This is a genomic window from Mesorhizobium sp. WSM4887 (assembly GCF_029625865.1).
Lineage (GTDB): Bacteria > Pseudomonadota > Alphaproteobacteria > Rhizobiales > Rhizobiaceae > Mesorhizobium.
Window position 1 is genome coordinate 21157 of sequence record NZ_JARTVP010000014.1, and the last position, 15247, is coordinate 36403.

General features: G+C 64.1%; 13 protein-coding genes and 1 pseudogene. 8 read left to right on the plus strand and 6 right to left on the minus strand.

Features of this window, described 5'->3' with window-relative positions:
- Positions 1 to 178 precede the first annotated feature (178 nt).
- Entirely contained in the window at positions 179 to 1954 is a 1776-nt protein-coding gene (locus P9230_RS29045; RefSeq protein WP_278121399.1) for a tetratricopeptide repeat protein, read from the plus strand.
- 49 nt (positions 1955 to 2003) lie between these two features.
- Here P9230_RS29045 and P9230_RS29050 read toward each other — a convergent pair.
- Positions 2004 to 2463: pseudogene (locus P9230_RS29050) on the minus strand (GNAT family N-acetyltransferase).
- 171 nt (positions 2464 to 2634) lie between these two features.
- Between P9230_RS29050 and P9230_RS29055 the strand changes: the two are divergent.
- Complete coding sequence (locus P9230_RS29055; RefSeq protein WP_082954005.1) at positions 2635 to 3579, plus strand: glycine--tRNA ligase subunit alpha; 945 nt, start codon at positions 2635 to 2637, stop codon at positions 3577 to 3579.
- On the opposite strand, the gene P9230_RS29060 is transcribed toward P9230_RS29055, so the two are convergent.
- Positions 3576 to 3758 carry a hypothetical protein gene (locus P9230_RS29060; RefSeq protein ID WP_095823826.1) on the minus strand — a complete coding sequence of 61 codons (183 nt, stop codon included), beginning with the start codon at positions 3756 to 3758 and terminating at the stop codon, positions 3576 to 3578. The two genes, P9230_RS29055 and P9230_RS29060, sit on opposite strands and share 4 nt — an antisense overlap.
- A 253-nt stretch (positions 3759 to 4011) precedes the next feature.
- On the opposite strand from P9230_RS29060, the gene P9230_RS29065 reads away from it, so the two are divergent.
- Both P9230_RS29065 and glyS read left to right on the plus strand, forming a co-directional pair.
- Positions 4012 to 4413: a DUF559 domain-containing protein gene (locus P9230_RS29065; protein WP_278055350.1), complete on the plus strand. Its 402-nt coding sequence runs from the start codon at positions 4012 to 4014 to the stop codon at positions 4411 to 4413.
- A gap of 69 nt (positions 4414 to 4482) precedes the next feature.
- On the plus strand, positions 4483 to 6915 hold the full coding sequence (glyS, locus tag P9230_RS29070; RefSeq protein WP_278121401.1) for a glycine--tRNA ligase subunit beta: 2433 nt from the start codon (positions 4483 to 4485) through the stop codon (positions 6913 to 6915).
- A 57-nt stretch (positions 6916 to 6972) separates the two neighbouring features.
- On the opposite strand, the gene P9230_RS29075 is transcribed toward glyS, so the two are convergent.
- On the minus strand, positions 6973 to 7443 hold the full coding sequence (locus P9230_RS29075) for a hypothetical protein (protein WP_278121403.1): 471 nt from the start codon (positions 7441 to 7443) through the stop codon (positions 6973 to 6975).
- 263 nt (positions 7444 to 7706) lie between these two features.
- Here P9230_RS29075 and P9230_RS29080 point away from each other — a divergent pair, with 263 nt between their 5' ends.
- From P9230_RS29080 to P9230_RS29090, 3 genes are all read left to right on the plus strand, one after another.
- On the plus strand, positions 7707 to 8681 hold the full coding sequence (locus tag P9230_RS29080; protein WP_278121405.1) for an L-threonylcarbamoyladenylate synthase: 975 nt from the start codon (positions 7707 to 7709) through the stop codon (positions 8679 to 8681).
- A 60-nt stretch (positions 8682 to 8741) separates the two neighbouring features.
- On the plus strand, positions 8742 to 10172 hold the full coding sequence (locus P9230_RS29085; RefSeq protein ID WP_067327820.1) for an FAD-binding oxidoreductase: 1431 nt from the start codon (positions 8742 to 8744) through the stop codon (positions 10170 to 10172).
- A gap of 185 nt (positions 10173 to 10357) precedes the next feature.
- The gene (locus tag P9230_RS29090) at positions 10358 to 10924 is read left to right on the plus strand and encodes a DUF6101 family protein (RefSeq protein WP_067327821.1); all 567 of its coding nucleotides are present in this window, start codon (positions 10358 to 10360) and stop codon (positions 10922 to 10924) included.
- Between the two features lie 164 nt (positions 10925 to 11088).
- On the opposite strand, the gene ubiA is transcribed toward P9230_RS29090, so the two are convergent.
- A complete protein-coding gene (gene ubiA, locus P9230_RS29095; protein ID WP_067327822.1) occupies positions 11089 to 12072 on the minus strand; it encodes a 4-hydroxybenzoate octaprenyltransferase in 984 nt (327 codons plus the stop codon).
- A gap of 51 nt (positions 12073 to 12123) precedes the next feature.
- On the minus strand, positions 12124 to 12342 hold the full coding sequence (locus P9230_RS29100) for a hypothetical protein (RefSeq protein WP_278121406.1): 219 nt from the start codon (positions 12340 to 12342) through the stop codon (positions 12124 to 12126).
- A 134-nt stretch (positions 12343 to 12476) separates the two neighbouring features.
- Between P9230_RS29100 and purD the strand changes: the two genes are divergently transcribed.
- On the plus strand, positions 12477 to 13757 hold the full coding sequence (gene purD, locus P9230_RS29105; protein WP_278121407.1) for a phosphoribosylamine--glycine ligase: 1281 nt from the start codon (positions 12477 to 12479) through the stop codon (positions 13755 to 13757).
- 103 nt (positions 13758 to 13860) lie between these two features.
- Here purD and P9230_RS29110 read toward each other — a convergent pair whose 3' ends face one another.
- Positions 13861 to 15228: an alpha-glucosidase/alpha-galactosidase gene (locus P9230_RS29110; protein WP_278121408.1), complete on the minus strand. Its 1368-nt coding sequence runs from the start codon at positions 15226 to 15228 to the stop codon at positions 13861 to 13863.
- Positions 15229 to 15247: the final 19 nt, after the last annotated feature.

Below are 15247 nucleotides of genomic sequence, written 5' to 3' on the forward strand. Positions count from 1 at the left end.
TCTGCGGCTTCCCGCGCCGGACTTTTTGGATGCACGCCGTATTTTTTAAGCCCGATGATTGCATTGTGATTCGCTGCGGATTGAAGCCTGACCCCAAAAAGGCCATGCTTTGTCGGGAAAACATCGACTCTATGGGCGGTCCGCCAAGGGGGGATCGCGTCTGGCTGAAAGGGATACAATGCGGCAAGGACGTGCGCGCTGGCTGACGAGGCTGGCATTTTTAGCGGGTGTGGCGCTGTCGGTGCTGCCTGCCCATGCCAAGGAAAACTCCCAACCGGTCCAGATCACGTCCTTTTCGGGCGCCTATCTTGCCGCCCATATTGCCGAAAGCGACAACGATCTCGACAATGCCATCGCCTATTACAAGCAGGCGCTGGCCTTTGCCCCCAATGACACCGAGCTGCAGCAGAGCCTCATGCTGGCGCTGGTCGCCCAGGGCCGCTTCGAGGAATCGCTGGTCTATGCCGACAAGCTCAAGGAAGTTCCCGATGTCGAGCGCTTCTCGCGTCTGGCGCTTGCCGTCGATTCCTTCCACAAGAAGGACTACGCCAAGGCTCAGTACTGGCTGAAGCTGTCGCTCGAATCCGATCTCGACCGGCTGCTCTCCGGCGTCATGGACGGTTGGGCCAAGGAAGGCGCGGGCGATGCCTCCGAGGCGATGGCTTCGATCGACAAGCTGAAGGGGCCGGACTGGTTCGGCCTGTTCAAGTCCTTCCATCGCGCCCTCATCGCCGACGCCGCCGGCCTTTCCGCCAAGGCCGATGAGATCTATGCCGCCACCCTGGCCGATACCGCCGCCGGCGGCTCCGCGCCCGAGACGTGGATGCGCAATGCCCAGGCCTATGCCTCGTTCCTCGCCCGCAAGGGCGACAAGACAAAGGCGATGGCGGTGCTGAACCAGGCCGAAGCCTTCGCGCCTGGCAAGCTCGAAATCACCACGCTGCGCGACAGGATCAGCAAAGGCGACAAGATCGAGCCCCTGGTCGCTACCCCGGCCGACGGCGCCTCGGAAATCCTGCTCGACCTCGCCACCGCGCTCAACCGTGGCGGCGGCGAGCCTTTCGTTAGGCTCTATCTGCAATATGCGCTGGCGCTGAAGCCGGACAGCGACGCCGCCCTCGTGCAGCTGGCCGCCGTCGCCGAGCAGCTGAAGGACGGCGAAGGCGCGATCGCGCTCTATCGGCGCATTCCGGCCTCCTCGCCATTGAAGGAGCTTTCTGAGCTGCAGCTTGGCCTGAACCTTGCCGACATCGACCGTCACGACGAAGCCATCGCGCATCTCAAGGGCTACGTCGATGCGCACCCGACCGACATGCGCGGCTACCTGGCGCTTGGCGGCGTCTACTCCTCCAAGGAGGACTACCGTTCGGCTGCCAATCTCTACGACAAGGCGGTCGAACAGCTGAAGACGCCGACTGCCGCCAACTGGAACATCTTCTACCAGCGCGGCATCGCCTATGAGCGGTTGAAGGAATGGCCGAAGGCCGAGCCCAATTTCCGCAAGGCGCTGGAGCTGCAGCCCGACCAGCCGCAGGTTCTGAACTATCTCGGCTATTCCTGGGTCGACATGAACACGAACCTCAAGGAAGGCCTGGCGATGATCCAGAAGGCCGTGGATCTCAGGCCAAGCGACGGCTACATCGTCGACTCGCTTGGCTGGGCCTATTACCGCCTCGGCCGCTTCGACGACGCCGTGCGCGAAATGGAGCGCGCCGTGTCGCTGAAGCCCGAGGATCCGGTTCTCAACGACCATCTGGGCGACGCCTATTGGCGCGTCGGCCGCAAGCTGGAAGCGACCTTCCAGTGGACCCAGGCACGCGACCTGAAGCCGGACCCGGATGTGCTCGCCACCTTGCAGCAGAAGCTGCTGAAGGGCCTGCCGCCGATCGAGTCCAACACGGCGCAGGAAACGCCGAAGCTGAAACCGGTCCCGCCCGCGGCGCCGAAGGGCTGAGGCGCACATTTCTGCAGTTTGGCGGGGCCCTTGGGGGCCCCGCAACGTTTCAAAACATCTTGCGGTAGACGACGAACCCCGAGCGCTCGCCGATCCTGTCATAGAGCTGCATGGCGGTGTGGTTGGTCTCGTGCGTCAGCCAGTAGACGCGACCCGAGCCCGCGGCTTTGGCGCACTCGTAAACGCCTTCGATCAGCGCCCGGCCGACGCCTTGGCCGCGCGCGGCTTGTGAGGTGAAGAGATCCTGCAGATAGCAGTTCGGCGCGATCGCGGTGGTCGAGCGGTGGTAGAGATAATGGACGAGGCCGAGAAGCTTGCCGTCGCGCTCGGCCACCAGAGCATGCACCGGCTCGTAAGCGTAGAAGAAGCGCGACCAGGTCATCTGGGTGATCGCCGGCAAGCGCGGTCTCGCCCGAGCGGCCGTAGAATTCGTTGTAGCCGTCCCAGAGCGGCAGCCACTGCTCGTAGTCCTGCTGGGTGACGGGGCGGACAGTGAGTTGACCGAGCATGGCGGGAACCTTTGTCGTTGCGGCTCGCCGAAGCAAACGGCCCGCGTGAGCGGCCGGCAATGGGCCACCCGCCGGCAAAGCTTCAACCTCTCCTCGATGCGGCGCCCTGCCTTGACGCTTGCCGGCCCGGCAACTAGGGAAAGCCCACTCCCAGCGCTTTCCGAGGCCGCCGTGACCGTCGAGATCCCTGCCCACATGCATCCCAGCCGCTCCTTCCAGGGGCTGATCCTGACCTTGCACAACTACTGGGCAGCTTACGGCTGCGTCATCCTGCAGCCCTACGACATGGAAGTCGGCGCCGGCACCTTCCACCCCGCCACCACCTTGCGCGCGCTCGGCCCGTTGCGCTGGAACGCGGCTTACGTGCAGCCGTCGCGCCGGCCGAAGGACGGCCGCTACGGCGAGAACCCCAACCGGCTGCAGCATTACTATCAATATCAGGTGATCCTGAAGCCGAACCCGCCGAACCTGCAGGAGCTCTATCTCGGATCGCTGGAAGCCATCGGCGTCGATCCGCTGCTGCATGACATCCGCTTCGTCGAGGACGATTGGGAAAGCCCGACGCTGGGTGCCTGGGGCCTCGGCTGGGAGTGCTGGTGCGACGGCATGGAAGTGTCGCAGTTCACCTATTTCCAGCAGGTCTGCGGCATCGAATGCGCGCCGGTGGCGGGCGAGCTCACCTATGGGCTGGAGCGCCTCGCCATGTATGTGCAGGGCGTCGATAATGTCTACGACTTGAACTTCAACGGCCGCGAAGGGCCGGAGAAGGTCACCTATGGCGACGTGTTCCTGCAGGCCGAGCAGGAATATTCGCGCCACAATTTCGAATTCGCCAACACGGCGATGCTGCTTCGGCATTTCGAGGACGCCGAAGCCGAGTGCAAGGCGCTGCTCGCCGCCGGCGCGCCGGCGTCGAACGACAATTCGTCGATGCATCGTCTGGTTTTCCCCGCCTATGACCAGTGCATCAAGGCAAGCCACGTCTTCAATCTGCTTGACGCCCGCGGCGTGATTTCCGTGACCGAGCGCCAGAGCTACATTCTGCGCGTGCGCAACCTTGCCAAGGCTTGCGGAGAGGCGTTCCTGCAGACGCGCGCGGGCGGCCTGGCGACTTAGCCCAAAGTCACGCTGGCGATCTCGGCGGCGGCTGCCATCGGCAACGTGATCTGGACTGTCGCGGCATCAATCGTCCGCAGTGCCTGTCGCACGCCCGGCATCGAGAATGTGCCATGCATCTGGGCGGCGAAGCAGGCGCTCAGTGCCAGGATCTGCAGGATTCTCGATGCCGTCTTCATGGTCGTTCAGCCAATAGTTCTCCGTCTGAGCGTTGGTCGCTTCAGCGCTGCGTTTGGTTCATGGGGTGTCTGTTCTTATGACGGATGGGCTCGCGTCGTCCCGACAAAGAACTGAAAATTTCCTGAAATAGCTCGAACTGCCGACCGGCAGGCAGGGTGACAGGCGCGAGCCGAGTTGCTATGCGCCCTCTACCTCCCCCTTGATGGGGGAGGTCGCCGCGAAGCGGCGGGTGGGGGTGACGGGCGCTTCCCTATGCCAAAACTTGATCGGTTCAAGCTGCAGTCCGCACGAAGGCTGCGCGCGGCAATGACCGAGGAGGAACGCAGGCTGTGGCGGCACCTCTGGCGTATTCCGGTCGAAGGAACGCACTTTCGTCGACAAGCGTCGGTTGGCGGTTACTATCCTGACTTTATCTCCCATCGGCTGAAGCTGATCATCGAGGTGGATGGCTTCCAACATGGCTTTGATGGCCAGCAGTGCCATGATGCAGTCCGAACGAGATGGTTTGAGAGCCAGGGCTATCGCGTCGTCCGCTTCTGGAACCACGAGATAAAAAACGAACTGGATTCCGTTCTCGATACAATCTATGCGGCTGTGGAAGAACGAAAATCACACCTTGGTCTGCGCGATGGTGCCGAAGGTGCTGGCGGCTGAAACGCCGCCACCCCACCCCGGCGCTGCGCGCCGACCCTCCCCATCAAGGGGAGGGTAAGGAGCTAACTGATGCCTGACCTCCTCCTAGAACTCCGCTCGGAAGAAATCCCCGCGCGCATGCAGCGCAAGGCGGCCGGCGATCTTCGCAAGATGCTGACCGACGGCTTGGTCGAGGCGGGTCTGACCTATGAGGCGGCGCGCGAATACTGGACGCCGCGGCGCCTGGCGCTGGACGTGCGCGGGCTGACGGCGCGCTCGAAGGACATTCGCGAAGAGATCAAGGGCCCCTCGACCACCGCGCCCGACCAGGCGGTGCAGGGTTTTCTGCGCAAGGCCGGCCTTTCGTCGATCGCCGAGGCGCATGTCCATTCCGATCCCAAGAAGGGCGACTTCTACGTCGCCCACATCTCGAAGCCGGGCAGGGCGGCGGAAGAGATCATCGCCGAGCTGGTGCCGGGCATCATCAAGAACTTTCCCTGGCCCAAATCGATGCGCTGGGGCGCGGCCTCGGCCAAGCCCGGCTCGCTGCGCTGGGTGCGGCCGCTGCAATCGATCGTCTGCACCTTCGGCCCTGAGACCGAGGAGCCGGTGGTGGTCGACTTCGAGATCGACGGCATCCGCTCCGGCAACATCACCTACGGCCACCGCTTCCATGCTCCGGGCCCGATCACCGTGCGCCGCTTCGACGACTATGTGGCGAAGCTCGAAGCGGCCAAGGTCGTGCTTGATGCCGACCGGCGCAAGGAGATCATCCTGGCCGATGCCCGCAATGTCGCCTTCGCCAACGGCCTCGATCTCGTCGAGGACGAGGGCCTGCTGGAAGAGGTCTCTGGCCTGGTCGAGTGGCCGGTCGTGCTGATGGGCGAGTTCGAGCAGGATTTTCTCACCATCCCGGCCGAGGTCATTCGCCTGACCATTCGCGCCAATCAGAAATGCTTCGTCACGTCGCGCCCAACCTCCCCGCTAGAGGGGGAGATGTCGGCGAAGCCGACAGAGGGGGGTGCCGTCCCGCCGTTCTCTCAGCGCGAGGCACTCCCCTCTGCCCTGCCGGGCATCTCCCCCTCAAGGGGGGAGATTGGCCAATCGCCACTCTCCGATCGCTTCATCCTGGTTGCCAATATCGAAGCGAAGGACGGCGGCAAAGAGATCGCCTACGGCAATGGCAAGGTGGTGCGGGCGCGTCTCTCAGACGCCCTCTATTTCTGGAAGACCGACCAGGGCGATCTGCCCGACCTCGGCACGCTGCAAGAGTCGGCGGCGAAGTTCGAGCTGGATCTAAAGAAGCCGCTCGACCAGCGCATGGCGCGCCTTGACCATCTCAATGTGACCTTCCATGCCAAGCTTGGCACACAAGGGCAGCGCGTGGCGCGCATCAAGCGCTTGGCCGAGGAATTGGCGCCGACGGTGGCGAAGTCGATCTCCCCCCTTGAGGGGGAGATGGCCGGCAGGCCAGAGGGGGTTGCTTCGGCTGGTGCGACGCATTCTGGCATTTCGAAGAGGGAAGAGGTTGGCACTCCACGCGAGACGACTCCCTCTGTCGCCTCTGGCGACATCTCCCCCTCGAGGGGGGAGATTACCGCGCTCGTCGCCCGCGCCGCGGTGCTCGCCAAGGCCGACCTGCAGACCGAGGTGGTAGGCGAGTTCCCGGAATTGCAGGGCGCCATGGGCTGCAAATATGCGCTGCTCCAGGGCGAGCATCCGTCGGTGGCCGCGGCCGCCGAGGAGCACTACAAGCCGCAAGGCCCGTCCGACCGGGTGCCGACCGACCCGGTGTCGGTTGCTGTCGCGCTGGCCGACAAGCTCGATACGCTGACCGGCTTCTGGGCGATTGATGAAAAGCCGACAGGCAGCAAGGATCCGTTCGCGCTCAGAAGAGCTGCACTCGGCGTGGTCCGGATCCTGATCGAGAACCGCATTCGCCTCGGACTGACATCCGTCTTCGCCAAGGCCTTTGCGAGCTTCGCCGGCGATGTCGCACAAATTTCGGATCTCCTCGGCTTCTTCCATGACCGCCTCAAGGTATATCTCCGCGAAAGCGGTGCACGGTACGATCTGATCGACGCCGTCATCACGCCGCAGTCCGACGACCTTCTGCAGATCGCTCGTCGCGTCGAGGCGCTGGGCAAGTTCCTCGACACGGAGGATGGCAAGAACCTGCTCGCCGGTACCAAGCGCGCCGCCAACATCCTGGCTGCCGAGGAGAAGAAGAAAACACGGGTCGCCGAGATAGTTGAGCCGGCGCTGTTCCGCGAAGATGCGGAAAAGAAGCTGTCGGCTGCGGTGAATCAGGCCGAGAAGGAAGCCGGCCAAGCGATTCAAAACGAGGATTTTTCCGCCGCCATGCTGACGCTTAGCGTTTTGCGTGAACCGGTTGATTCATTCTTTGAAGGGGTTCTCGTGAATGATGAGGATCAGGCCGTGCGCGCCAACCGCCTGGCGCTGCTTGCCCGCATCCGCGCCGCCACCGACCAGGTCGCCGATTTTTCAAAAATCGTCGGCTGACAGCCAGAATGCCGGTCGGAAGCTGCATGCTCCGTAAGGCGCGGGAGGCCGTCGCGCTTACATCGCCTTGCTGAACCGCGGCGGCGTCGGGGCAGCTTCCGGTTGGGCTTCCGGTTGCGTCTCGCCGCCAGACGCGGTTGCCGTCGTGGCGGGGTTGTTCTCGGAAGCCTTGGTATCGCCGTTGGCGGCAGCCTGAGCCGTGCCGTTGGGGGACGTGGCCGCAGCCGTACCGTTGGGAGGCGTGGGGGCGGGCGCGGTGCCGTTTGCCGGTGTCGCGGCCTCTTTGGCCGGGGCAGTCGCCGAAGCGCCGCCGACGATGCCGCCGCGAATGATCGTCGGCGCCTGCGCGTGCCTCTGTCCGGATTTCTCCGGGATCGCGGCCACTTTCTCATCGGTGACGGCTGGCACCGGCTCGCCGAGCGCCACAACTGACGGTGTAACCTTGCCGGGCTCGATCGCGGCCAGCCTGACGACGGATGGCGTCGAGGTCGCCACGCCGAGCACGACGATGGACGAAGCCTGTGCCAAGCCGCTCGTCGCCAGAAGACCGATAACGACCGCTCCTAGAGCAATTCCAGGAAAGGGACGTAACAGCTTTCCGTTCGCAATTGCATCGAAGCGAGACATACGCATCACCCACCAACCGGAAATCCACACCCTAGCGTCGGCGAATTGATGCCGGCTTGCGCGGAAACCTAACATTTTAGGGATTGATAAATCGCCAATGCCCGCCCTTGCCCCTGCTTCCAAGCCGTATTACGGGACCGGCATGTTCAGGATCGGTGGTGAATTTGGCTGAGATACTTGGCGTCGGCGAGGCGATGGAAAGGGCGCTGGCGCTGCTCGAAGGCGGCGATGTTGTCGCCATCCCGACCGAGACCGTTTACGGACTGGCAGGTGACGCCACCAATGGGGCTGCCGTGGCGCGTATCTTCGAGGCCAAGGGGCGCCCGCGCTTCAACCCGCTGATCGCCCACGTCGCCGACCTCGCCATGGCGACCCGCATTGCTGCGTTCGATCCATTGTCAACAAAGCTGGCGGAAGCTTTCTGGCCCGGTCCGCTGACGCTGGTGTTGCCGCAGCGCGCGGAAAACGGCATCCATCCGCTCGTCACAGCCGGGCTTGACACGATCGCGCTGCGCATGCCGAGAGGCTTCGGCGGCGAGCTGATCGCGAGATTAGGCCGGCCGCTCGCGGCGCCCAGCGCCAATTCCTCCGGCAGGATCAGCGCCACGACGGCCGAGGCCGTGGCGGCTGATCTCGGCGAGAAGATCAAGCTGGTGGTCGACGGCGGCGCGACGCCCGTCGGCCTGGAATCGACGATCGTCAAGATCGAGGACGGCAAGCTGCGTCTGCTACGACCCGGCGGCATCGCTGCCCGGGACATTGAAGCGGTCGCCGGAATTGAGGTGATCCGCGGCGCTACCGGAATCCAGGCGCCCGGCATGCTCGCCTCGCATTACGCGCCGCGCGCATCGATGCGGCTCAACGTCGGCAAGCTCACGAGCGGCGAGGCGCTGCTCGCCTTCGGCCGCGCTCGCGCTCAAGGCTGGCAGGATGCCGTGGCGCTGCGCAATCTTTCCGAGGCGGGGAATCTGCGGGAGGCCGCCGCCAATCTGTTCGCCTATATGCAGGCGCTCGACCGCAGTGGCGCGCCCACTATCGCCGTCGAGCCGATCCCGGCCGACGGCTTGGGCGAGGCGATCAACGACCGGCTCGCGCGCGCCGCCGCCCCGCGTGACACTGAGCCTATCTCTTTGTTTTGACGCAATTCCGGACGGAAAACCGCTTCACACTTTTCCTGGAATTGCTCTAGGTTTGGGCGCATGAACGACCAGCCCTTCGACCTCGATCCTGCCCTCATCGACCGCTTCGCTGCCATCGTCGGCGACAGATACGCGCTGCGCGATCAGGCTGACATCGCGCCCTACATCGCCGAGCGGCGCGGCCTCTGGCATGGCCGGACACCGCTGGTGCTGAGGCCAGGCAGCGTCGAGGAAGTGAGCCGCATCATGCGGCTCGCGACCGAGACCGGCACGCCGGTCGTGCCGCAGAGCGGCAACACCGGGCTGGTCGGCGCCCAAGTGCCGGACAAGTCCGGCCGCGACATCGTGCTCTCGCTGTCGCGGCTGAACCGCATCCGCGAGATCGATGTCCTGTCGAACACCATCACCGCCGAGGCCGGCGTCATCCTGCAGACGCTCCAGGAAGCGGCCGACGCTGCCGACCGGCTGTTCCCGCTGTCGCTTGCAGCCCAAGGCTCCTGCCAGATCGGCGGCAATCTCTCTTCCAACGCCGGGGGCACCGGCGTGCTTGCCTATGGCAATGCGCGCGAGCTTTGCCTCGGCGTCGAAGTGGTGCTGCCGACCGGCGAAGTGTTCGACGATCTGCGCAAGCTGAAGAAGGACAACACCGGCTACGATCTGAAAAACCTCTTCGTCGGCGCCGAGGGCACCCTCGGCGTCATCACCGCCGCGGTGCTGAAGCTCTTTCCGAAGCCGAAGGGCAGGGAGGTTGCCTTCGCCGGCCTGTCGTCGCCCCAGGCAGCGCTCTCGCTGTTCAGCTTAGCGATGGATCGCGCCGGTGCTTCGCTCACGGCTTTCGAGCTGATCGCCAAACGGCCTTACGACTTCACGCTTAAGCATGGGCAAGGGATCACCCGACCGCTGGCGGATGACTGGCCGTGGTATGCCCTGATGCAGGTCTCTTCAGGTCGCTCGGAAGAAGATGGCAAGGCGCTGATCGAGGAGATTCTTTCGGCCGGCCTCGATCAGGGTATCGTCGGCGATGCGGTGGTGTCGGCAAGTCTTGCCCAGGGCGACGCCTTCTGGAATTTCCGCGAGACGCTGCCAGAATGCCAGAAGCCGGAGGGCGCCTCGATCAAGCACGACATCTCGGTGCCGATCGCCTCGATCCCGGAGTTCATCGAAAAGGCGGCAGGCGTGGTCCAGACTGTCTGTCCCGGCGCCCGCGTCGTCTGCTTCGGCCACATGGGCGACGGCAATCTTCACTACAACATCTCTCGCCCGCTGGATTGGCAGGACGACCCGTTCCTTGAGCTCTACCACCCGATGAACAAGGCCGTGCACGATGTCGTGCGTTCCTTCCACGGCTCGATCTCGGCCGAGCACGGCATCGGCCAATTGAAGCGCGACGAGCTGATCGCCACGGCCCCGCCAATGGCGATCGATCTGATGCGCCGGGTGAAGGCGGCCTTCGACCCGGCCGGCATCATGAATCCCGGTAAGGTTATCTAATTCTTCCAACATCTTGTGGCTGGTCGCATTCCGATAACCATCGGCTCCGATCAGCAAAATTTAACTGACTTTCTTAAGCGCGGCGGTAAGAAGCGAGCGCTAATGTTTCCCGCATAACGAGGCCGGAAAAACCGGCCCGGAGAGAACCGGAAAACGGCCCTCAGGAGAAACAGGAAGGCATTCGAATGAACACTGGACTGAAGCCAGTCTGGGCGGGGCGCAACATGCGTCTCGACCCGTTTCGCCTGCCGCAGATGGTAAGCTATGCCACGCGCGACGACTATGGCGATGTAACCTTCACCATCGACCCGCGCGGCGCCGTCATTCGCCGCACGCTGGAGATGAGCGGCGTGCCGGCGATCATCGCGCTGCCCGCCAATGCCTTCCGTGGTGTCGCCGCCCGCGCCATGGAGGATCCGGACGGCAATGTCACCGTGACTTTGGAACTTCTGCACAATGATCCGATGCTGTCGGTGCCGCTTTTGGTCGCCGACGATCTCGACGACGTCGCCGCCGACTGGCGCGCCTGGGCCGACGCTTATCGCCTGCCGATGCTTCTGATCGAGGCCGACGGCGTCGCCCGCACGCTGGAGGAATCGCTGGGCGCCGCAATCAAAGCGCTGCCGCCGCAGGAACGCCGCCAGGGCCGTGTCTCCAACATGCGCCGCCCGCGCTTCCTCGCCCGCCGCAGGACCGGCAATCTCGGCCTGCGTCTCGTCGTCGGCGGTGAGGAGATTATCGCGCGCGAATAGCAGCGACCCTTCCCTTCTCCCCCCTGTGGGAGAAGGTGTCGCCGAAGGCGACGGATGAGGGGTTCTCCAGGAAACGCCGAGCTCTCACTCCGCTGAAACACCCTCAACCGTCTCGGCACTGCGCGCCGATCCACCCTCCCACGACAAGGGGAGAAGGAGAGGCGCTACACCAGCGGCTTCAGCACCACCCAAAACGCCCCGCCGATCAGCCCCAGAAAAATCAGCCAGCCGACCTGGTTGTTCGACTTGAACAGCTTCAGGCACTGATCGGGATCGTTGATGTCGAGCCGGATGATCTGGCGCGCCATATGCGCGCCGGCGGCAATCAGCCCGGCCAGCGCCGGCATCGGCACTTGAGCCGAGGCAAAGGCGATGGCGAAGCAGGCAAGCGTGCCGCCATAGAGCCCGGTGAGCCAGGTCTTCGTGTTGTCGCCGAACAGGCGTGCCGTCGAGCGCACGCCGACGATGGCGTCGTCTTCCTTGTCCTGATGCGCGTAGATCGTGTCGTAGCCGATCACCCACAGGATCGAGCCGATATAGAGCATGATGGCGGGGCCATCGAGATCGCCGAACTCGACCGCCCAGCCCATCAGCGCGCCCCAGGAGAAGGCGAGCCCGAGCACGAATTGCGGCCAATTGGTGATGCGCTTCATGAACGGGTAGATCGCGACAATGGCCAGCGAGGCGATGCCGAGCGGAATGGCGAAGCTGTTGAACTGCAAAAGCACTGCGAGCCCGACCAGCGCCTGGATGATCAGAAACGCCCAGGCCTGGCGGCGCTTCACCTTGCCGGCCGGCAGCGGCCGCGAGCGGGTGCGCTCGACCTGGTTGTCGATGTCTTCGTCGACGATGTCGTTGTAGGTGCAGCCGGCGCCACGCATGGCGACGGCGCCGATGAAAAACAGGAACAGGTACCAGGGCGCGGGCAACAGCGTCAGCAGCGGATCCGTCGGCCGCGGATAGGCGCTGGCCGCAAGAGCCGCCGACCACCAGCAGGGCCACAAGAGCAGCTGCCAGCCGATCGGCCGGTCCCAGCGCGCAAGCTGCGCATAGGGCCACAGCCAGCGCGGCAGCACCCGGTAAACCCAATGGCCGCTCGGCGCGTCCGCGACGCGGCCCTGGGCTGCTTTCGACTGGATGGTTTCCATCGTGCTGGAGTGGCAGCAGCGATGGGCGCCGTCAAGCAGCCGCGTTGTCGCTCAGGCAGTGAAAACATCGTGACTGGCGAACCATGCTTTCGCTGTCTCGATGAAGGCGAGTGCCGCCTTCGATAGGCGCAGGCGCGCGTCGTGGGCGAGAACAATGCGCTGCATGGGAAGCACATCAAGCCCGGCCAGAAGTTGCGCGAGGACTGGTTCCCTGTCGTTTTCCGGAGCTGAGTCGACTTTGGATTGGGCCGGGCGGGATCGGTTTCCCATCGGCAAATTGCCTCATTGCGTCTTGATGTGGGCAATCTTCCCGTGTGCAATCGCCCCCCGAAACGCCAAGATGCCTTGACCCGTCGCCCTTGGACCAATAGCGGGTTCGGGGAGACGATCAGCAAGAGGTGGCCATGAACGTTCTTCTTCTCGGCTCCGGCGGCCGCGAACATGCGCTTGCCTGGAAGATCGCCGCGTCGCCGCTGCTGACGAAGCTCTATGCTTCGCCCGGCAATCCCGGCATCGGCCGTTTCGCCGAACTGGTCAAGTTGGACATCGCCGACCACTCCACTGTGGCCGCCTTCTGCCAGGAGAAGAAGATCGACCTCGTCGTGGTCGGTCCGGAAGGGCCGCTGGTGGCTGGCATTGCCGATGATTTGCGCGCCTGGGGCATCCGCGTCTTCGGCCCCTCCAAGGCGGCGGCGCGGCTCGAAGGCTCGAAGGGCTTTACCAAGGATCTTTGCGCCAAGTTCAACATCCCGACCGCAGCCTATGGCCGCTTCGCCGATCTCGCCGCGGCCAAGGCCTATGTCGAAAAGGTGGGCGCGCCGATCGTCATCAAGGCTGACGGGCTTGCCGCCGGCAAGGGCGTCACCATCGCCATGACGCTGGAGGAGGCGCTTGCCGCGCTCGAGGCCTGTTTCGACGGCGCTTCTGGCTCCGCCGGCGCCGAGGTCGTCGTCGAGGAATATCTGACCGGCGAGGAAGCGAGCTTCTTCTGCCTATGCGACGGCGCCACCGCGCTGCCCTTCGGCACCGCGCAGGACCATAAGCGCGTCGGCGACGGCGATACCGGTCCGAACACCGGCGGCATGGGCGCCTATTCGCCGGCGCCGGTGATGACGCCCGAGATGACCGAGCGCACCATGCGCGAGATCATCGAGCCGACGATGCGCGGCATGGCCAATCTCGGCGCGCCTTTCGCCGGCATCCTCTTCGCCGGTTTGATGATCACCGACCAGGGCCCCAAGCTGATCGAGTACAACACCCGCTTCGGCGATCCCGAATGCCAGGTGCTGATGATGCGGCTGAAGGACGACCTGCTCGTCCTGCTCAACGCCGCTGTCGACGGCCAGCTCGCGCACATGTCGGTCCGCTGGAGCGACGACGCGGCCCTGACCGTGGTGATGGCGGCGAGGGGCTATCCCGGCACGCCGGAAAAGGGCTCGGTCATCCGCGGTCTCGACGAGGCCGCCAGCGACGGCGCCGAAATCTTCCACGCGGGCACCGCCATCAATGGCGGCGCGCTCGTCGCCAATGGCGGCCGCGTGCTCAACGTCACCGCAACCGGCGCAACCGTCGGGGAGGCACAAAAAAAGGCCTACGGGGCGACCGATCATATCGACTGGCCGCAGGGTTTCTTCCGCCGCGACATCGGCTGGCGCGCCGTCGAGCGCGAGCAGACCGGCAAATAGGGACATTTCACCGTTTCACGGAAACGGCGAAATCTCCCGTCTATTTGTTTTGACGCAATTTCGGACGGAAAACCGCTTCTCACTTTTCCTGAAATTGCTCTAATCAGGCAGCCTTGCTCTTGCCTGGTCGCGCCCAGGCCGGCAACCAGTCCCCATGCGCTGCAAGCAGGTCGTCGACCAGCGACCAGATCTGATCGAGATCGAGCTCGGCCGCCGTGTGCGGGTCCATCATCGCCGCGTGGTAGATGTGCTCGCGGCTCTCGCTCATCAGCGCCCGCACCGTCAATTCCTGAACATTGATGTTAGTGCGGATCAGCGCCGTCAGCTGCGGCGGCAGCTCGCCGATATAGGTCGGCTGGATGCCGGAAGCATCGACCAGGCACGGCACTTCCGCCGCGCAGTCTAAAGGCAGCGAGGTGATGCAGCCATTGTTGCGGATATTGCCGTAGATGACCGACGGCTCGCCGATCCACACCGAGTTCATGATCGAGGAGGCATATTCCTTTGACTGCTCGACCTCGATCCGGTCGGCCGAGCGGTAGGCCTCCGCCTGACCCTTCCAGCGTTCGATCTGCTCGATGCACCGCTTCGGATATTCGTCAAGCGGGATGCCGTATTTCTCGATCAGGTCGGGGCGACCTTCCTTGATGAAATAGGGCGTGTATTCGGCGAAATGCTCCGAGCTTTCGGTGACGAAATAGCCGAGCCGGGTCAGCATCTCGTAGCGCACCTTGTTGGGGCAGCGCGGGTTCCAGCCGGGCTTCGGCGCGCGGCCTTCGCGATAGGCGCGGACAAGGTCGGGATAGAGGTCGCGGTAGGAGCCGTCCGGCTGGCGATGCTCGAACTTGAGGTAAAACGCCATGTGGTTGATGCCAGCTGCGCGGTAGCGGATCTCCTCATAGGGAAGGTCGAGGTCGTGCGCCAGCTCCATCGCCGTGCCCTGCACCGAATGGCAGAGCCCAACCTGTTTGATCTGGGGGAATTTCGCGGCGATCGCCCAGGTGTTGATCGCCATTGGGTTGACGTATTGCAGCATGATCGCGTCGGGGCAGACGGCGAGCATGTCCTCGCAGATCCTCCACAGATGCGGCACCGTCCTCAGGCCCCGCATGATGCCGCCGACGCCCAGCGTGTCGGCGATCGTCTGGCGCAGGCCATATCTCTTGGGCACCTCGAAGTCGGTGACGGTGCAGGGCTCGTAACCGCCGATCTGGAAGGCGACGACGACGAAATCGGCACCGGACAGCGCCTTGCGTTGGTCGGAATAGGTCTCGGCCTTCGCCTTCACGCCGAGGGTCGCGATCAGCTTGTTGACGACGATGGCGCTCTCTTCCAGCCGCTGCGGGTTGATGTCCATCAAAGCGATCGTCGCGCCCGACAGCGCCGGGCGCTGCAGCACGTCGCCGACAATGTTCTTCATGAACACCGTCGAGCCGGCGCCGATGAAGGTGATCCTGGGATTTCTTGCCACTGTGAGCCTCCGGAATATG